An 18,284-nucleotide genomic window follows, 5' to 3' on the forward strand; every position below is an offset into this window, starting at 1 on the left:
GTCAGCCTTCGAGCTGCTGGCGCATCCCGCGCACGAAGGCATCCAATCCGACTTGGCGCTCGCGCTTGAGCTGCTCGGCGCGCAGGATCGAGCGCACGGACTCGAAGGCAACGCCGATATTGTCGTTGACCACGATGTAATCGTAGGCGTCGAAATGGCTCATCTCGTCGCCGGCTTTCTTCATCCGGCCGCGGATCACCTCGTGGGAATCCTGCGCGCGGGTGTGCAGCCGATGCTCCAGCGCTTGCACGGACGGAGGCAGGATGAAGACGCTGACAACGTCGCTTCCAGCGCGGCTGCGGAGCTGCTGCGTGCCCTGCCAGTCGATATCAAACAACACATCGCGACCGGCTGCGAGCGCGGCCTCGACCGGCGCACGCGGCGTGCCATAGCGATTGTCGAACACGTTGGCCCATTCGAGGAATTCCCCGGCGCCGACCATCTCGTCGAATTTCGGCCGATCGACGAAGTAATAGTCGCGGCCGTCGACCTCGCCGGGCCGCATCTGCCGTGTCGTTGCCGACACCGACATCTGCAGCCCCGGCATCTGCTCGACCAGCATCCGCGACAGCGTCGTCTTGCCGGCGCCGGAGGGCGACGACAGCACGAACATCAGCCCGCGCCGCTCGACACCGCTGTAGCTGGCCGCCGCTCCGTCGCTCATGATTACTCCAGATTCTGAACCTGCTCGCGGAACTGTTCGACGACGTTCTTCATCGCCAGTCCGGCATTGGTCAGCTCCAGATCGATCGACTTGGAGCAGCAGGTGTTGACCTCGCGGTTGAATTCCTGCGCGAGGAAATCGAGCCGGCGCCCGACGGCGCCACCCTTGGCGAGCATCTCGCGGCTCTGCGCGATATGGGACGCAATGCGATCGAGCTCTTCCCGAATATCGGCTTTGGTCGCCATCATGATGGCTTCCTGATGCAACCGGTCGGGGTCGAAACGGTCGGACGTATCCAGCAGCGCCGCGATCTGTTCGGCAAGGCGGGCCTTGATCGCATCGGGCTTGCGGCCAGGCGCCGCCTCGGCCTGCTTGGCGAGCGCTTCCAGCTCATCCAGACGTTGGGCCAGCACCGCGCCGAGGCTCGCGCCCTCGCGCTTCCGCATCTCGATCAGGCTCTTCAGCGCTTCACCGAATGCAGTTTCGACGGCGGCGCGTGCGGCTTTCTCCTCGGCCTCGTCGGCCTCGGGTTCGACCACCTCGATGACGCCCTTGATGCCGAGCAGTCCATCGATGCTCGGCGCGACGGCGTCGACTTTGCCGGCGATCTCACTGGCAACCTTCAACACCGAGGCGAGCACATCCTGATTGATCTGGATGGCCGAGACCGCGTTGGCGCGCTTGACGGTGAGATTGGCGTAGACGGTGCCGCGGGACAGCACCTCGGCGGCGCGCTTGCGGACCGGCGGCTCGATATCGTCCCAGCCGGGCGGCAGCCGCATCCGGAAATCGAAGCCCTTGGCGTTCACCGACTTCAATTCCCACTCGAACACGTAGGGGCCGCTGGCACCGTGACTGCGGGCAAATCCGGTCATGCTCGATAACGACATCGCGTCACTGTCTCCGGATTTCGAGGTTTAAGAATCGCCGCGTATCGGCCGGCGGAACTTAACGCAAACTCCGCCGCGATGTGAACTGCCGGGCGCGTGCAAGTTACTCGGTCGCACCGTTCGGCGTCGCGTTGCGGGCGCGGCGCTTCTGCGTGCCGTTCTTGCCGGCCTTCGGCGCCCCCGCCGGCGCGGCCGCCGCGGCAGGATCTGCAGCCGGCTCGGTAGCTGGAGCGGCTGCGGCCGGCGGTGCTTCTTCCGGCGGCTCGACAGTGTCGTTCTGGAGCTGCTTTTCCTGGGCGCGCAGCTTGCCGACGTTCTTCTGGTGCACCTCGTAATTGTCGCTGAAGGCGTGACCACCGCTGCCGTCGGCAACGAAGTACAGGTCGCGGGTGCGCGCCGGATTGGCGGCCGCTTCCAGCGACGCGCGCCCCGGATTGGCGATCGGCCCCGGCGGCAATCCGTCGATCACATAGGTGTTGTACGGGGACGGCTGCGTGATCTCGCTGCGCTTGATCGGACGGCCGAGAGTGCCCTTGCCGCCGACGAGTCCGTAGATGATCGTCGGGTCGGACTGCAGCCGCATCTTCTTCTGCAGCCGATTGACGAACACCGCGGCGACGCGGGTGCGCTCGTCCGGCTTGCCGGTCTCTTTCTCCACCAGCGACGCCAGTGTCACCAGCTGCTCGGGCGTCTTGATCGGCAGATCCTGACTGCGACGCTCCCAGATCTCGCTGAGCACCCGCTTCTGCGCCTGCTGCAAACGATGGATCACCTGCTCGCGCGGCGTGCCGCGGGGAAACTTGTAGGTCTCGGGCAGCAACGTTCCTTCACGCGGAATTTCCCGAATGCTGCCGGTGAAGATCGGATTGTCGGACAGGCGTTCGACGATCTGCTCCGAAGTCAGTCCTTCGGGAATCGTCACCGCGTGCTGAACCACCTTGCCTTCGACGATGGTTCCAATCACGTCGCGCAGGCTGGCGCTCTTCTGAAACAGATACTCACCCGGCTTCAGTTCAGTGCGGGCGCGCAGCGCCATCACACCGCCGGCAAATACCAGCCACCCGTCTTCGATCACGCCTTCGCGTTTCAGGATCTGTGCGATGTCGTCGAGACCGGCGCGCTGCGGGATGTTGACGACCTTGTCCTGCGCCAGCGGGCCCGGTGCCTCAAGCTTGTTCTTGCCATACACGTACAAGCCGCCGGCACCGACCATCACAACCACGATGAAGGTGATGATCGCATTGCCGATGATCACCAGCGGATTGCGGGCATGATCGGACCGCTTCGGCGGCGGCGGAAGCTGCTCCGGCTCGAGCGCCGCACGCGGGCTTCTCGGCGAAATCGGCGGCCTTTCACTCATCGGTGCAACCTGAATCCTGTCGGCTCGCATTGGGGCCGGCGCAATCTGCACCGGCGACATTCGGGATCACGACTTCGATGCAATGTCCGGTCTGGAGTCTATCCAGGCGGATGAGGGCTGCAACCGATCATACTCCGAAACTAACGGACCGCGTAGGGTTTAGCAGCGATTGCGGCGAAACGGTGGATGAAGGCGCGCGCGTTAGTTCGGCACGCGCTGCAACAGCAGCGACGCATTGGTGCCACCGAACCCGAAAGAGTTCGACAACGCAACGTTGATCTCGCGCGACCGCGGCTTCCACGGCACCAGATCGATCGCGGTCTCGACCGAAGGATTGTCGAGATTGATCGTCGGCGGCGCGACGTTGTCGCGAATCGCCAGCACGCAGAAGATCGCTTCCACGGCACCGGCAGCGCCGAGCAGATGGCCGATCGACGACTTGGTCGACGACATCGACACGCGCGAGGCCGCATTGCCCAGGAGACGCTGCGCCGCACCGAGTTCGATCTCGTCGCCGAGCGGCGTCGAGGTGCCGTGCGCGTTGATGTAGTCGATGTCCGACACCGCGATGCCGCCGCGCTTGATCGCAGCGCTCATGCAACGGAACGCACCGTCACCATCCGAGCTCGGCGCGGTGATGTGATGTGCGTCGCCCGACAGACCGTAGCCGATCACTTCGGCATAGATCCGTGCGCCGCGCGCCTTGGCGTGCTCGTACTCTTCCAGCACGACGACGCCCGCGCCCTCGCCCATCACGAAGCCGTCGCGATCCTTGTCATACGGCCGCGAAGCCTTGGTCGGCGTATCGTTGAAACCGGTCGACAGCGCACGCGCGGCGGCGAAGCCGGCCATCGCCAGACGGCTGATCGGAGATTCGGTGCCGCCTGCGACCATCACGTCGGCGTCACCGAGCGCGATCAGCCGCGCCGCATCGCCGATCGCATGCGCGCCGGTCGAGCACGCGGTGACGACCGCGTGGTTCGGGCCCTTGAGGCCGAATTCGATCGAGACATAGCCCGATGCCAGATTGATCAGACGGCCGGGAATGAAAAACGGAGAGATCCTGCGCGGGCCGCGCTGCTCGAGCAGCAGCGCCGTCTCGGCGATGCCCTGCAGACCACCGATGCCGGAGCCGATCAGCACGCCCGAGGCGCAGCGCTCTTCTTCGGTGGAGGGACGCCAGCCGGCGTCATCAAGCGCCTGACGCGCCGCCGCCATCGCATAGACGATGAAGTCGTCGACCTTGCGCTGGTCTTTCGGCTCCATCCATTGATCAGGATTGAAGGTGCCGTTGGTACCGTCGCCACGCGGAATGATGCAGGCGATCTGGCTGGCGATATCCGACACGTCGAACGCGTCGATCTTGCGCGCGCCGCTTTCGCCGGCGAGCACGCGGCTCCAGGTTGGTTCGACGCCGCAGCCCAGCGGCGACACCATGCCAAGGCCCGTGACGACAACCCGTCTCATCTCCAGCACTCCGGCGTAGAATGCGCGGTGCAAAATAAGAAGCCGGTGGACCGCTTTTGTGCGGTCCGTCCGGCTTCCATCACACCGCGCGGAGCGTCAGCTCTTTGCGTTCTTCTCGAGAAACTTGGTGGCGTCGCCGACGGTGAGAATCGTCTCGGCGGCATCGTCCGGAATTTCGCAGCCGAACTCTTCTTCGAACGCCATCACGAGTTCGACGGTGTCGAGGCTGTCGGCGCCGAGATCGTCGATGAAGCTGGCGCTATCGACAACTTTCTCGGGTTCGACACCAAGGTGTTCGACCACGATCTTCTTAACCCGCTCGCCAATCTCACTCATCTATTTAACCCCGTGCTGTTCCGTTTCGACCCGACCGACAGACGATACGAGCCATCGTGGTGCGTCAACTCGCTAAGTTCCCGTCGCATCGCGAAGTGTGTTGATTTTGCCCCCGTCCCCGGGTCGAAGCCGACCACCCGGGCGGCAAGCTCCCCATCGCCAATATACAGGGTTTGGACATCCTGCAATGGCCTTCTTTGCTTGTCCGCCAGTGGTTCGGTTATCATACTTCCGATGCATTGACCACAAGCCCGCGGCGACTGCGGGGGACCGCGTGCGCCGCCACAAGCTCGCAGATTGCTGTCAGATCATCGCCATCCCGCCGTTGACGTGAATGGTCTGACCGGTGACGTAGGCGGCCTCATTTGAACTGAGATAAACCGCCGCAGCCGCAATGTCGTCCGGCGTGCCGAGCCGGCCGGCCGGCACCTTGCCGAGAATCGCCTCGCGCTGCTTGTCATTGAGAACGTCAGTCATCGGCGTCGCGATGAAGCCCGGCGCAATGCAGTTCGCCGTGACGTTGCGCTTGGCGTATTCGGCGCCGATCGTCTTGATCATGCCGATCAAGCCCGCCTTCGAGGCCGTGTAGTTGCCCTGCCCCGGATTGCCGGTGACGCCGACCACCGAAGTGATCGCGATGATGCGGCCGAACTTCTTGCGCATCATCAGCTTGGTGGCGGCACGCGTCAGCCGGAAGGTCGCCGTGAGGTTGACCTTGATCACCTCGTCCCAATCCTCGTCGCGCAATTGCACGAACAGATTGTCGCGGGTGATACCTGCGTTACATACCAGGATGTCGAGCCCGCCCATGGCCTCGGCCGCAGCCGGCACCAGCGCCTCGACGTCCGCCGCATCCGACAGATTGCAAGGCAGCACATGCACGCGTTCGCCGAGCTTGCCGGCCAGCGCGTCGAGCGCCTCGCGCCGCGTGCCGGAGATCGCCACGGTGGCACCCTGGCCGTGCAGCGCCTGGGCGATCGCGCCGCCGATGCCGCCGGTTGCGCCGGTGACCAGCGCGGTTCTGCCTGTCAGATCGAACATCTCGCCTCCTTGTGCCGGCTTATGCCGAGCGTCCGGCCGCCAGCGCGTCTTTGGCCGACGCGATGTCGTTGGGGCCACCTACGGAAATACCAGTCGCGCCATCCGCGATCCGCTTCACCAGGCCGCTCAGCACCTTGCCGGCGCCGATTTCCAGAAACTGGTTCACGCCCTGCGACGCCATGAAGGCGACCGACTCGCGCCAGCGCACGGTCCCGGTAACCTGCTCGACCAGACGGCGGCGGATTTCATCCGGATCGGTGATCGGCGACGCCAGAACGTTGGCGACCAGCGGTGCCGCCGGTGCCTTGATGGTGACGCCCGCAAGCGCCTCGGCCATGGCTTCGGCCGCCGGCTGCATCAGCGAACAATGGAACGGAGCGGACACCGGCAGCAGCATCGCGCGCTTGGCACCCTTGCCCTTGGCGAACTCGACCGCGCGCTCCACCGCGTCCTTATGACCGGAGACGACGACCTGTCCGCCGCCATTATCATTGGCGGCCTGGCACACCTGGCCCTGCGCGGCTTCGGCCGCCACGGCAACGGCGGTGTCGTAATCGAGGCCGAGCAGCGCGGCCATCGCGCCGACGCCGACCGGCACCGCCTTCTGCATTGCCTGACCACGGATCCGCAGCAGCCGCGCCGTATCGCTCACGCTCAGGCTGCCGGCCGCAGCCAGCGCGGAATATTCGCCGAGCGAATGACCGGCGACGAAGGCAGCATCCTTGCCGACTGACACGCCGGCTTCGGTCTCCAGCACGCGCATCGTCGCCAGCGACACCGCCATCAGCGCCGGCTGCGCGTTCTCGGTGAGCTGCAGCGTTTCGGCCGGACCTTCCCAGATGATCGAGGTCAGCTTTTCGCCGAGCGCCGCATCGACTTCGTCGAACACCGCCCGTGCCGCCGGGAAGGCTTCGGCGAGCGCCTTGCCCATGCCCACGGCCTGGGACCCCTGCCCCGGAAAAGTGAATGCTGCGGTCATCTGGATTCCTGAACCTGTCTCTGAAGTCGGGGCCGTAAGACACCGCCCGGCCCCGTCGTGTCAAGTTGACTGCTGTCTAACATCCTTTCGAACAGCCCTGTGACTCACAGGGTTGTTGTCATCGTCTCGGCAAAGCCTCGCCGGGTCGAACGGCCGGCATCTGCGAAATGCATTTACCGTACAGGAAGGTGCGTACGACCTTTAAGGAACCCATCAACGCTTTCCCGGCTACCGCTATCACCAGCACAGCGGACGATTATTCCTCATGCGATTGATCAGCGAACGATACTTGCCTTCGACAAATGCGAGCTTTTTGCGCGCAATCGGCCCATCCGGTCCGATCATCACGTGGCTGATCAGCGGCCCGCAGCCGCAGCCCGCCTCGATCGTTCGCAAGTTGCTGCTGCATACACAGACCAGGAAGCGGACGCTGGTGCTGGCGATCTTCTCCACAACTCTGATGGCAGCGGTGGTCGCCGCCACCACCGGTGCAATCTGGGCGATGGTCTGGCTCGCGGTCGAACTCGGGTTCGGTGCGGCACGCTACTCCGCGCTTGCTGCATTGCAGCGCGACGAAGCGGCCGGTCGCCCCGGCAATGCGGTGCTGCCGCTCTATCTCGGCATGTCCTGGGCGATTTGCTACGGAATTGGTTGCGGGCTTTGCGCTATCTCCGGCGAGTGGCTGCTGATTTTGATGGCGGGCATCTTCATCTCCGGCCTTGCGGGCGGGATCTCGTCCCGAAACTCGGGCACGCCGCGCTACGGAATTACGCTGATCTATCTGCTCGGCACGCCCTACAGCTTGGCGATGGTGCTGTCGCCGCTGCCCTATATGTACATCGTCGGACTGCTCGTTCCGATCTGGGGCCTGGGCATGGCTCTCGTTCTGCTCGAGAATTACGAGGTGCTGCTCAACCTGTTTCTCTCCGAGCGGAAGAATCGCCGTCTCGCCAACTACGATTCTCTCACCGGGCTTCCCAACCGGGTGCTGAAGCGGCAGCGGTTCGAACGGTTGCTGCGCGGGGCCGATGCGGCCGGCCATCAGCCGCTCACCGTGTTCTGTCTGGACCTCGACGGCTTTAAGAGCGCCAACGACCGGTTCGGTCATGCCGCCGGCGATGCCGTGCTCGTTTCGGTCGCGGAGCGGCTCCGCAGCAGCGTCCGCGAGCAAGATCAGGTGTTTCGCGTCGGCGGCGACGAATTCGTGGTGCTGCTGCCCGGAACACGGACGGACGGTGCGGCTCCCGTCGCGCAGCGAATCATCGCGGCGATTGCCGAGCCGTTCGAACTGGCGGGCCACGGCCGGCTCGACATCGGCGTCAGCATCGGCGCCGCGACCTTCCCAGAGGATGGCGCGACGGTGGACGACCTGCTGCGGGCCGCCGATATTGCCATGTATCAGGCCAAACGTCAGGGAAAGGGCCGGTTCGTGGCATCCAGCCTTAGCGGCACGGCCACTCGACCGCCCGCACCCGCTACCCCCAACCTGGCTCCCCCCTCGAGACGCCGGGCAGCGGAATCGGCCGACCGATGGCCGAAACGGCAGCTTCAGTCCCTTGCCAAGGCGACCGAAATCCGTATAACGGCGCATCCGCAGATCCCGGCCGGGAGCTGAACGGACGGTCTCACCATGATCTCCCCTGGGCTTTATCTCCCTTGGCGATTTTGATGCGGCAGGGCCAGTCGGCTCGTCGTCCCGTGCTTCCGCCTTCTGAGCAGTCGAGTCCTTTCCGAAGGGTTCGAAGGGCTTGCCGCCGGTTCTGCGCTAACACGAGAAAGGACAACCATGCCTCTTTATGAGCATGTCTTTTTGGCGCGCCAGGATGCCAGCGCCCAGCAGGTCGAAGAGCTCACCACCCAGATCACCGGCGTGATCGAAGGTCTCGGCGGCAAGGTCACCAAGACCGAGTCGTGGGGCCTGCGCTCCCTGACCTACCGCATGAACAAGAACCGCAAGGCGCATTTCGTGCTGCTGAACATCGACGGCCCGGCCGCGGTGGTCGCCGAGATCGAGCGCCAGGAGCGGATCAACGAAGACGTCATCCGTTATCTGACGGTGCGCGTCGACGAACACGAGGAAGGCCCCTCGGCGATGATGCGCAAGGCCGATCGGGATCGCGAACGCGACGACCGTGGCCCCCGCGAGGGTGGCTTCCGCGGTGATCGCGAAGGCCGTGGCGACCGCGACGGTTTCCGTGGCGATCGTGGTCCGCGCCGTCCGCGTGAAGACGCCGACGCCCCCGCAGCAGCAGTCGAGGAGTAAGCATCATGGCTGAAGCAGGTGCACGCCGTCCGTTCTTCCGCCGCCGCAAGACCTGCCCGTTCACGGGAGCGAATGCGCCGAAGATCGATTACAAGGACTCCAAGCTGCTGATGCGTTACGTCTCGGAGCGCGGCAAGATCGTGCCGAGCCGCATCACCGCCGTGTCCGCCAAGAAGCAGCGCGAGCTCGCGCGCGCCATCAAGCGCGCCCGCTTCCTCGGTCTGCTGCCCTACGTGATCCGCTAATCGAAGCACCCCCGCGGCGTTCGCGCCGCGGGGCTCTCGTCTTTTTTCTCATAAGGCTTCCGGGTCGTCCGGTCGCCGATGGTTGGGGCGAAACGCCTCTAACCGCTCGAAGGGAGCGGGACAGCTGATGATGATCAACATTCTGATCGCGCTCGCCGCCGGCTGTGCTTCGGCGCTGATGTTCGTCTCGATCGTTTCGGGCGCGCTGATCTCCCTGCTGCTGTTCTATCTGGCACCGCTGCCGCTGATGGTGGCCGCGCTGGGCTGGGGCGTGCTCGCCGCCGCGATCGGCGGTCTGGTCGCCGCCATCGGCCTCGCTGCGCTGGTCAGCTTCTCCTACGCCATTGCATTTGTCGTGACGATCGCCGTGCCGGCCTGCTGGCTTGGTCATCTCGCGCTGCTGGCGCGCCCCGCGGAAGCCGCGCAAGGCGAAACGCCCGCGCTGGAATGGTACCCGGTCGGCCGCCTGGTGGTTTGGATGGCAGGCTTTGCCGCCACCACCACGATGGCCGCTCTGTTCACGCTCGGCACCGACGGCGCCGCCATCAATGATGGCCTGCGCAACGGCCTGCAGCGCGCGCTCGGTCCGCGCAGCACGCCCGGCAGCGACGCCGCTCTCGTTGACGCGCTGGTCGCGATCGCGCCGCCTGCCGCCGCCACGGTGGCGATGGTGACGCTCACGCTCAATCTGTGGCTGGCTGCAAAGATTACCTCCGCCTCCAACCGCCTTGGCCGTCCGTGGCCGGATCTGCGGACCGTGACACTGCCGCCGATGACCCTGGCGGTGTTGTCGCTGGCGCTCGCACTCAGCTTCGTCGGCGGCCTGACCTCGATGTTCGGCAAGACCGCCAGCGCGGCGCTGTTCGTCGCCTATGGGCTCACCGGTGCGGCGACCCTGCACACGCTGACGATGGCGTCGCGCAGCCGACTGTTTCTGCTCAGCTCGACCTACGCGTTGATGCTGATCTTCCTCTGGCCCGCCGTCGGCCTGATCGCACTTGGCCTCGGCGACGCCTTCCTCAATCTACGGCAGCGCTACTTCGAGCGCCGCTCAATGCCGCCTCCCCCTACTCACTAGTTCAACGTCTTTCGCAAACACACGAGGAGATCATCATGGAAGTCATTCTACTGGAACGTGTCGCCAAGCTCGGTCAGATGGGCGAGCTGGTCCGCGTCAAGGACGGTTTCGCGCGCAACTTCCTGCTGCCGCGCGGCAAGGCGCTGCGCGCCACCGCCGCCAACCGCGAGAAGTACGAGCACATGAAGGCCGATCTCGAGGCGCGTAACATCGCCGCGAAGGCCGAAGCCACCAAGGTCGCGGAGAAGATCGAAGGTCAGAACGTGGTGGTCATCCGCCAGGCGTCGGAAGGCGGCCAGCTGTTCGGTTCGGTGTCGGTGCGCGACATCATCGCCAGCTTCGACGGCCAGGGCGTCAAGATCGATCGCAGCCAGGTGCTGCTCGACGCCCCGATCAAGACCATCGGCAAGCACTCGATCCAGGTCGCGGTGCATCCGGAAGTCGAAGTCGAGGTGTCGGTCACCGTGGCGCGCAGCGCCGAGGAAGCCGAGCGCATCAACCGCGGTGAAGACATCTCGACCCGCCGCGAGGACGAAGACGCCGCCGCCGAGGCGCTCGCCGCCGCCGGCGAGTTCTTCGATCCGGACGCGGAGTTCGGCGAAGAGCAGCCGGCCGAGCAGTAAGTCTCGCCTGCAGCCGATCATTTCCGGAGCCCGGCCTGAGCAATCAGGCCGGGCTTTCTGTTGCCCACTCGTAGGCCGGGCACAATCTCCAGAACCCGCCTTGGCTGACAGCCAACGAAAAAGGGCCGCGCATCGCGCGGCCCTTTGATCGTCAGAACACCTGAGTGGTTATTTCGAGGCCGGCACGTCGCCCGATCCGGACGGCGCCTGCACGGGCGGCGGCACCACTTCGGTCGACGGCGCCGATGGCGTTTCCGACTGTCGGGCCGGCGGACCGGCCGGTGACGGCGGCGGAGCAGCCGGCTTCGGCGTCGCGGCGGCCGGCGCGGCAGATTCGGGCGCCTTGGTCTCGGACGGAGCCGCCGGCTTGACCGGCTCAGGCTCCGCAGCCTTCGGCGCCGGGGTCACCGCAGGCACCGGATCAGTGCGCGCGGGAGTTTCGGCCGCCGGCGCCGCAGCGGGCTTGCCAGCTCCATGCTTCGGATCAGCGCCAACCTCGCCCTTGTTGGGCTCAGCCGCAGGCGCCTCCGGCTTGGCGGCTTCAGGTTTGGCAGCTTCGGGCTGAGCCGGCTTCTCGCGCAGCCGCTTCTTGTCGCGGCGCTTCTTGGTCGGCTTGGCTTCCGGCTCAGGCGCGGCGGTCGGTTCGGCTTCGGCGCCCGGGGCCGGAGCTGCGCTCTCCGCCGGAGGCGCAGCCTCGACTGGGGCAGCACGGCGCTTGGACTTGCGACCGCGCTGAATCTTGGGCTCTTCCGCCTGCGGCGCCGGCGCAGCCTCGTCCGGAGCAACCGCTTCGGGAGCGCCGCGACGCTGGCGCCGCTGCTTCGGCTCGGCAGGTCCATCCTGCCGGCTGCGAGCGTCGGTGGCGCCGTTCGACACCAGATAGGCGCCGAGCGCCGACGCCATTTCGGCGCTGGTGGTGTAATGCTGTCTCAGGAACGACCCGACCGCATTCGGCGGCACGGTGCGGAGCAGGCCACGCGGGCTCTTATGGCAGACCGAGCAGGTGCTCGTGAAGATCTGTGCCGAGCTCTTGCCCGCCTCTAAATTCTGGGCCCGGGCGGGCTGCGCGACGGTGATCCCAAGCGCGAGCAGTACCGCTACCGAACTGAGCAATCGGCTTACCATTTAGCCCTCCGATGCAAACAATCGCCGCTGTAGCGGCGGTGACCTTTTAGCGAATTGTGAGATGATTGGAAGGGAGAGATGGAACATCACCGTGCATGAAATGAGGCAGCTGATCAGCCTGTTGGTCATGACGCGGATGTTACCTGTGAACGCTTCGGCCGCGGCCGGGTCACAGCGATAAGAACAAAGCTGCACGGCCGCCCTTGATGCAGTCGAGGCGACCCTTCGCTGTCGGCGTCCGGTTTTGGGGCAAGTCGATGGACGGAGTATTTTGTCTGCTCTGCTCAGCCGCTCATCCAACACGGCACCACAAACCACGCGTCGTATGACCGTTCGGCCACCTTCGGGAGGGCCGGCAGGCAGCCCCCCGGAAGATGTATTTGGCGATCCAAGGATTGGTGAAGCCGGGGGCCATCGGAGCGGCCGATCGAATGCCGCAACATCACGCCGTCGGCCTTGAGCAATTCGGCACGTCGGCGGAAGTAGTTGTCGGAGTGATCAACAGCCGACACACGCGACTATAGCGCGGCGGAGGAAAAACGACTCCGCGGGATTGAAACAGCCGCAAGCCACGGCTGCAACGCGCCGGCGAGTGAAGCCGCCGGGCAGTGTTGGAATTCTCAGCTGACGAGACGGACCGGATCCTCATGATCCGGCGCAAGGGGCAGCGGGCGTGCCAGATGAGCCTCGGCAGCGCACAGCAGTTCGCGGTCGCAAGGCCGATGCTCGGCCTCTTCAGCCGAGGCGCGCTCGAAGGAATCGATCAGCGAGGTCAGCCAATCGCGGTCGGAGTGGTCGTGGCAATACTGCTGCGCCATCTGCTCTGTCCATCATCCGAGGCGCCTCGCGAGCCGCTGCGAAGTCCTCGACGCTCTTGCCCTGTCCCGCGTCACCTTGTTCGAGTGCATCCCGTCGGGGAGCCTCGGTGATCGCGTCTTGCCGCTATCCTCGCCGAAAATTCTTACGAATCCCCGACTGGAGCGGATCGATCTGTCTCGACCGTCCATTTTGAACTGTCGTCCGAGCGCCGCTGGAGGTTCAATGCCGCCGAAGGCCACGCCGGAACGCGTCAAGCACGGGTGATGGCGGCTGTTGCGGTCATCCACATCCTTGTCGCGCTGGTGCATAACGCGCGATTGCGGCTTTCGCTCCCGAGCAAATCGGCGCTTTAGTCGCGCCCCGCATCCGACAAATTCGACCCGATATTCGAGAGCTATGGCCGCATCTGATTCGAACGTTCTGAAGCTCGCGCCGGAACCCGGTGCGCCGGCTTTCCGGACCGCGCCGCACAACATCGAGGCCGAACAGGCCCTGCTGGGCGCGATCCTGGTCAACAATGACGCGTTCTACCGGGTGTCGGACTTCCTCGAGCCGAAGCACTTTTTCGAGCCGATCCACCAGACCATCTTCGAGACCGCTGCCAGCATCATCCGCGCCGGCAAGATCGCCACCCCGGTCACACTGAAAACGTTCCTGGCGGCCGATCTCGATCTCGGCGGCCTGACGGTCGCGCAATACCTGGCGCGCCTCGCCGCCGAAGCCACCACCATCATCAACGCCCAGGACTACGGGCGGACGATCTACGAACTGTCGCTGCGCCGCGATCTGATCGGCATCGGCACCGACATGGTCAACGTCGCCTTCGATGCGCCGGTCGACTTCGCGCCGAAGAACCAGATCGAAGACGCTGAGCGCCGGCTGTACGAGCTGGCGGAATCCGGCCGCTACGACGGCGGCTTCCAGAAATTCTCCCAGGCGCTGACCACCGCCGTCGACATGGCGGCGAAGGCGTTCCAGCGCGACGGAAAGCTGTCGGGCATCTCCACCGGACTGCGCGACCTCGACACCCGGATGGGCGGTCTGCAGCACTCCGACTTGATCGTGCTCGCCGGCCGTCCCGGCATGGGCAAGACCGCGCTCGCCACCAACATCGCCTACAACGTCGCCAAGGCCTATCGCGGCGAAGTGCAGCCGGACGGCTCGACCAAGACCGTCAATGGCGGCATCGTCGGCTTCTTCAGTTGCGAAATGTCGGCCGAACAGCTCGCCACCCGTATTCTCGCCGAGCAGGCCGAGATCGCGTCGAGCAAGATCCGCCGCGGCGGCATCTCGGAATCCGACTTCGACAAGCTCCGCGACGTCTCGATCGAGCTGCAGTCGCTGCCGCTTTACGTCGACGAAACCGGCGGTCTGTCGATTGCCCAGCTCACCGCCCGCGCCCGCCGTCTGAAGCGGCAAAAGGGCCTCGACATGATCGTGGTCGACTACATCCAGCTGCTGCAGGGCTCGAGCAAGAAAGGCGACAACCGCGTCCAGGAAGTCACCGAAATCACCACCAGTCTGAAAGCGCTGGCGAAGGAATTGAACGTCCCCGTCATCGCGCTGTCGCAGCTCTCGCGTCAGGTCGAATCCCGCGACGACAAGCGCCCGCAGCTCTCCGACTTGCGTGAATCCGGTTCGATCGAGCAGGACGCCGACGTCGTGATCTTTGTGTTCCGCGAGGAATACTATCTGCAGAACAAGGAGCCGCGGCCCGGTACGCCCGAGCACGAGAAGTGGGCGACCGACATGGAGCTGGTGCACGGCAAGGCCGAAGTGATCATCGCAAAGCAGCGTCACGGTCCGACCGGCACCGTCGATCTGCAGTTCGAAGGTCAGTTCACCCGCTTCAGCGATCTCACCGACGACAGCCATCTGCCCGAACGGATTTGATGCCGAAGCGGATCTGAGCCGCGCCGGCCGCCGTTGAACGCGCTGCAGGCAACGCATAAGGTGCGCCATGCATATCCTTCCCGATCCGAACGCCACCGTCGCCGAGTTGTTGACGCCGGAGGCGGGCAAAGCTGCTGAGTTCGCCGCGGCCAACGCGGCCGCAACCGGCATTCTCACCGTCGATCTCGACGCGCTGGTCGCGAACTGGCGCAAGCTCGAGAAGACCGCGATCCCCTCCGAATGCGCCGGCGTGGTCAAAGGTGACGCCTATGGCTGCGGCGCCGGTCCGGTCACCAAGGCGCTGCTCGCGGCCGGCTGCAAGACCTTCTTCGTCGCCACGCTGAGCGAAGCACGCATCGTGCGCGAAGCCGCCCCCGAGGCGACGCTGTACGTGCTCGATGGGTTCTTCCCGAACTCCGGCGATGAATTCGCCAAGCTGAACTGCCAACCCGTGATCGGTGATCTGTACGAACTCGCCGAATGGGACGTGTTCTGCCGCCGCACCGGCTGGCGCGGCGGTGCCGCACTCCACATCGACACCGGCATGAGCCGGCTCGGCCTGACCGTCGTCGAAGCGCAAGGCATCGTGCCGCGCATCATCGCCGGTGACCATGGCATCACGCTGGTGATCAGCCACCTCGCCTGCGCCGATCTCGTCAACCATCAGCTCAATGCCAAGCAGGCCGCGACATTTCGCGAGATCGCCGGTCAATTCGCCGGCGTGCCGGCGTCACTGTCGGCGTCGTCGGGCATCTTCCGGGGTCCGCAGTTCGCGTTCGATCTGGTCCGCCCCGGCGCGGCGCTGTACGGCATCAATCCAACGCCGGAAGCCGACAATCCGATGCAGCCGGTGGTCGACCTGAAAGCGCGGATCGTCCAGGTCCGCAGCGTCGAGCGCGGCGACACCGTCGGCTACGGCGCGACCTGGAGTGCACGGCGCCCGAGCAAGATCGCGGTGGTGTCGGCCGGCTATGCGGACGGTTACTTCCGTGCCGCCGGTTCGAGCGACGGCACCCGCGGCGCCGATGTGATCATCGCCGGCCAGCGCTGTCCGATCGCCGGCCGGATCTCGATGGATCTGCTCGCGGTCGACGTCACCGACCTGCCCGCCAACGCCGCGCGCCGCGGCATGATGGCGACCCTGATCGGCGACGGCATCACCGTCGACGAACTCGGCCATCACTTCGGGACGATCGGCTACGAAGTGCTGACCAGCCTCGGCCGGCGCTACACCCGGATCTACAAAGGCGGCGACGCCAAGCCGGCGACCGAACCGGGAGCGGTCGAGCCGGTGGCTCCGGCGAGCTGACGCCCGGCTTCAACTACAACTCTCCCCGTCATTGCGAAGAGCGAAGCGACGAAGCAATCCAGCCCAGTGCACTGCGCTGGATTGCTTCGCTTCGCTCGCAATGACGGATGGGCCTCACTTAATTTTTCAATCCTCGTGGACCAGAAACAGAAAGCCGGTGATCGCCGCCATGAAGGCGAATGATCCGGCAACGCCGACCACGAAGATGATCCGCACCAAAGTCGGCGCCTCGCTGGTCGCGATCACGCCCGACAGGCCGAAGTAATTGTTGTATAGCACGATCGCTGCGAACAGCGCTCCGAATGCCGCGCCCATGCCGAAATGGCCGGCGACCTGACGCCACTTGCGGCGTTCGTAATCGCTATCGTGACGGCGCGGGGTCATTGCACCGGCGAGCTTACCTCACCGGCATGAACGCGGCCAGCGGAACCCGGCTCGGCCTTCGGCGGCGTCACGCGATACAGCGCGACATAATTGCCTCGATAGACCGGCGACAGTTCCGGCGACGGCGCCGCGGCCGGCGGCTCCAGCATCAGCACCGCGTCGAAGCGGTGCGGCCAGTCGGCGAGATACGTCTTGCAGCGGTGCCCCGCCTGCCCGACCTGCAGCGACGCCGTCTCCATCAACAACGCCAGCTCCACCGGCTCGCACAGCGGCGCCGCATAGGACGCGAACGCCGGCTTCACCACCAGCGGCTGCTGCGTGGCGTCGGCGAACATCAGCGGCCAGAACGCGCGCCGCTCGATCGTCAGCAGCGCGCCGACGTGATTGTCGAGCGGAAAGTAGCGGGCCAGCGCGCGCCCGGCCTGCGCCGCGGCAATGATATCGACTTCGCGGCCGCGGGCCATCAGCACCCGCTCGCCAGGCTCGACATGGGCGATCGCAGCGCGCAGTTCGGCGAGATCGTGGCGATGGTCGTACCAGCCCTGCGCCACATAGGCCGAGCGGCCGGCAATCAGCGCGATCACCAGCGCCGCCACCGCCGCAGCACGGCGCGGCGAGAGCTGTGGCAACATGCCTGCGAACAGCAGCACGGCCGCCATCACCGCGAGGCGAATGTCGAGAAAGCTGCCGCCTTTGTACATCGCCGGCACGATGACAAAGCCCGCCGCCAGCACCAGCAGAGTCAGCGGCAACGCCGACGCAAGCCGCGCGCCGCGGATCGCCAGCCCCAGCGTGATCAACAACGCAGCGACGCTCAGCATCGTCACGACTTCGCTGGTCGTCATCACCGGCGCAAACAGGTCCCATAGCTTGGCGAGGCCGCGCCATGGTCCGACGCTGGCGCCGGCTTCGGAGAGCGGGCTTGCCAGATACAGCGCGACCGCTGGAGCCAGCGCGAGCGCCAGCAGCAGTGCCGAGACGGCCGTCTCGCCAAACACCGGCGCGCGATCACGCCGGGTGCGCATGATCCGCGCCATCTCTTCGCTGCCGATCAGAAGCGCGAACAGCGCGACGCCGAAGATGTGCGAGAAGAACGTCAACGCGGCGAAGGTAGCGCCGATCACCACGGCCGCCGTGTTGCGGTTACGCCGGCGCAGCGCGATCCACGCGGCCGCGCCGATCAGCGCCAGGCCGAGCGACAGCAGGAAATTCATGAATCCGAGGAAGAACACCGCATTGTAGGCGACGACGCCGGAGGCGAGCGACCAATACGAGAACCGGCCGAACACCACGCGGTGGTACACGATGGCACCGATCACCGGCATCAGCAGGCTGAGCGCCAGCAGGATGCGGCCGCCGACGTGAACGCTCGACACTTTCAGCAGCGCCGCGCCGATCACGTCCATGCCGAGATTGGGCAGGATCCGCCAATGCGGCGCGTACACCTGCGACAGGAATGGATCGTCCGGATGCGCCAGCACGAAGTAGCGCGCCAGATGATTAGGATAGTCGAGCACCGGCGGCACATCGACCATCAGCAACGGCACCAGCAGCACCACGAGAAGCGCAGCCGCCGCGGCCCACCAGCCAAGCGTCGGTCCGCCGCCCGGCGCGGCATCGGCAGCCTTGATCATCACGCGCAGTCCCTCGCCCCGTTCTCTGTTGGCGGCGGATCATCGCGGCCGCGGGTTAGCACCAGGTCAATGCAACCTGTGAAAGGTGGCCGACGATCGCCTTCAATCGGGCGCGGCGACTTGCATCTGGAACAAAAAGCGAACATATTCGGTGACTGCCGGGCCGTCTTGGTG

At 65.5% G+C, this 18,284-nt stretch carries 19 protein-coding genes; 7 read left to right on the forward strand and 12 right to left on the reverse strand.

All coding sequences use genetic code 11. The features are described from left to right. Position 1: 1 nt before the first annotated feature. The 7 genes from gmk to fabD form a co-directional block, all read right to left on the reverse strand. Positions 2 to 664 (reverse strand): guanylate kinase, encoded by a 663-nt coding sequence (gene gmk, locus LRC39_RS15745; RefSeq protein ID WP_346294908.1) that lies wholly within the window; start codon positions 662 to 664, stop codon positions 2 to 4. Between the two features lie 2 nt (positions 665 to 666). Further along, the gene (locus LRC39_RS15750; RefSeq protein WP_107356018.1) at positions 667 to 1,554 is read right to left on the reverse strand and encodes a YicC/YloC family endoribonuclease; all 888 of its coding nucleotides are present in this window, start codon (positions 1,552 to 1,554) and stop codon (positions 667 to 669) included. Positions 1,555 to 1,657: 103 nt separating this feature from the next. Next, positions 1,658 to 2,914 (reverse strand): endolytic transglycosylase MltG, encoded by a 1,257-nt coding sequence (gene mltG, locus LRC39_RS15755; protein WP_346294909.1) that lies wholly within the window; start codon positions 2,912 to 2,914, stop codon positions 1,658 to 1,660. A 201-nt stretch (positions 2,915 to 3,115) separates the two neighbouring features. Beyond that, positions 3,116 to 4,381, reverse strand: a complete 1,266-nt coding sequence (fabF, locus tag LRC39_RS15760; RefSeq protein ID WP_107356019.1) for a beta-ketoacyl-ACP synthase II — start codon at positions 4,379 to 4,381, stop codon at positions 3,116 to 3,118. Positions 4,382 to 4,477: 96 nt separating this feature from the next. After that, the gene (locus tag LRC39_RS15765; protein ID WP_002716125.1) at positions 4,478 to 4,717 is read right to left on the reverse strand and encodes an acyl carrier protein; all 240 of its coding nucleotides are present in this window, start codon (positions 4,715 to 4,717) and stop codon (positions 4,478 to 4,480) included. A 303-nt stretch (positions 4,718 to 5,020) separates the two neighbouring features. Beyond that, entirely contained in the window at positions 5,021 to 5,758 is a 738-nt protein-coding gene (fabG, locus tag LRC39_RS15770) for a 3-oxoacyl-[acyl-carrier-protein] reductase (RefSeq protein WP_107344942.1), read from the reverse strand. Between the two features lie 19 nt (positions 5,759 to 5,777). Then, the gene (gene fabD / locus LRC39_RS15775; RefSeq protein WP_346294910.1) at positions 5,778 to 6,737 is read right to left on the reverse strand and encodes an ACP S-malonyltransferase; all 960 of its coding nucleotides are present in this window, start codon (positions 6,735 to 6,737) and stop codon (positions 5,778 to 5,780) included. 265 nt (positions 6,738 to 7,002) lie between these two features. On the opposite strand from fabD, the gene LRC39_RS15780 reads away from it, so the two are divergent. The 5 genes from LRC39_RS15780 to rplI all read left to right on the forward strand — a co-directional run bounded on the left by LRC39_RS15780 (position 7,003) and on the right by rplI (position 10,946). Next, a complete protein-coding gene (locus LRC39_RS15780; RefSeq protein ID WP_346294911.1) occupies positions 7,003 to 8,352 on the forward strand; it encodes a GGDEF domain-containing protein in 1,350 nt (449 codons plus the stop codon). A gap of 171 nt (positions 8,353 to 8,523) precedes the next feature. Then, entirely contained in the window at positions 8,524 to 9,000 is a 477-nt protein-coding gene (rpsF, locus tag LRC39_RS15785) for a 30S ribosomal protein S6 (protein WP_107344945.1), read from the forward strand. A 5-nt stretch (positions 9,001 to 9,005) separates the two neighbouring features. Next, positions 9,006 to 9,245: a 30S ribosomal protein S18 gene (gene rpsR / locus LRC39_RS15790; protein WP_011158623.1), complete on the forward strand. Its 240-nt coding sequence runs from the start codon at positions 9,006 to 9,008 to the stop codon at positions 9,243 to 9,245. A 127-nt stretch (positions 9,246 to 9,372) separates the two neighbouring features. After that, positions 9,373 to 10,323 (forward strand): hypothetical protein, encoded by a 951-nt coding sequence (locus LRC39_RS15795; RefSeq protein ID WP_264073754.1) that lies wholly within the window; start codon positions 9,373 to 9,375, stop codon positions 10,321 to 10,323. A gap of 35 nt (positions 10,324 to 10,358) precedes the next feature. Further along, positions 10,359 to 10,946 carry a 50S ribosomal protein L9 gene (gene rplI / locus LRC39_RS15800; protein ID WP_107344947.1) on the forward strand — a complete coding sequence of 196 codons (588 nt, stop codon included), beginning with the start codon at positions 10,359 to 10,361 and terminating at the stop codon, positions 10,944 to 10,946. Between the two features lie 168 nt (positions 10,947 to 11,114). Here the strand turns inward: rplI and LRC39_RS15805 are convergent, their stop codons facing one another. The 3 genes from LRC39_RS15805 to LRC39_RS15815 all read right to left on the reverse strand — a co-directional run bounded on the left by LRC39_RS15805 (position 11,115) and on the right by LRC39_RS15815 (position 12,889). Beyond that, positions 11,115 to 12,071 carry a hypothetical protein gene (locus LRC39_RS15805; RefSeq protein WP_346294912.1) on the reverse strand — a complete coding sequence of 319 codons (957 nt, stop codon included), beginning with the start codon at positions 12,069 to 12,071 and terminating at the stop codon, positions 11,115 to 11,117. A 284-nt stretch (positions 12,072 to 12,355) separates the two neighbouring features. Next, complete coding sequence (locus tag LRC39_RS15810) at positions 12,356 to 12,583, reverse strand: class I SAM-dependent methyltransferase (protein ID WP_430624897.1); 228 nt, start codon at positions 12,581 to 12,583, stop codon at positions 12,356 to 12,358. Positions 12,584 to 12,691: 108 nt separating this feature from the next. Continuing rightward, a complete protein-coding gene (locus LRC39_RS15815; RefSeq protein ID WP_107344949.1) occupies positions 12,692 to 12,889 on the reverse strand; it encodes a hypothetical protein in 198 nt (65 codons plus the stop codon). 397 nt (positions 12,890 to 13,286) lie between these two features. Here LRC39_RS15815 and LRC39_RS15820 point away from each other — a divergent pair, with 397 nt between their 5' ends. Beyond that, positions 13,287 to 14,783, forward strand: a complete 1,497-nt coding sequence (locus LRC39_RS15820; protein WP_107356027.1) for a replicative DNA helicase — start codon at positions 13,287 to 13,289, stop codon at positions 14,781 to 14,783. Between the two features lie 67 nt (positions 14,784 to 14,850). Continuing rightward, a complete protein-coding gene (gene alr / locus LRC39_RS15825) occupies positions 14,851 to 16,092 on the forward strand; it encodes an alanine racemase (protein ID WP_346294913.1) in 1,242 nt (413 codons plus the stop codon). A 126-nt stretch (positions 16,093 to 16,218) separates the two neighbouring features. Here alr and LRC39_RS15830 read toward each other — a convergent pair whose 3' ends face one another. Both LRC39_RS15830 and LRC39_RS15835 read right to left on the reverse strand, forming a co-directional pair. Beyond that, the gene (locus LRC39_RS15830; protein WP_346294914.1) at positions 16,219 to 16,476 is read right to left on the reverse strand and encodes a hypothetical protein; all 258 of its coding nucleotides are present in this window, start codon (positions 16,474 to 16,476) and stop codon (positions 16,219 to 16,221) included. Further along, on the reverse strand, positions 16,473 to 18,110 hold the full coding sequence (locus LRC39_RS15835) for a hypothetical protein (protein ID WP_346294915.1): 1,638 nt from the start codon (positions 18,108 to 18,110) through the stop codon (positions 16,473 to 16,475). Before LRC39_RS15835 ends, LRC39_RS15830 begins: the two co-directional genes overlap by 4 nt. Positions 18,111 to 18,284 lie beyond the last annotated feature (174 nt).

The organism is Rhodopseudomonas sp. P1 (genome assembly GCF_039642825.1).
Taxonomy (GTDB): domain Bacteria; phylum Pseudomonadota; class Alphaproteobacteria; order Rhizobiales; family Xanthobacteraceae; genus Rhodopseudomonas; species Rhodopseudomonas palustris_H.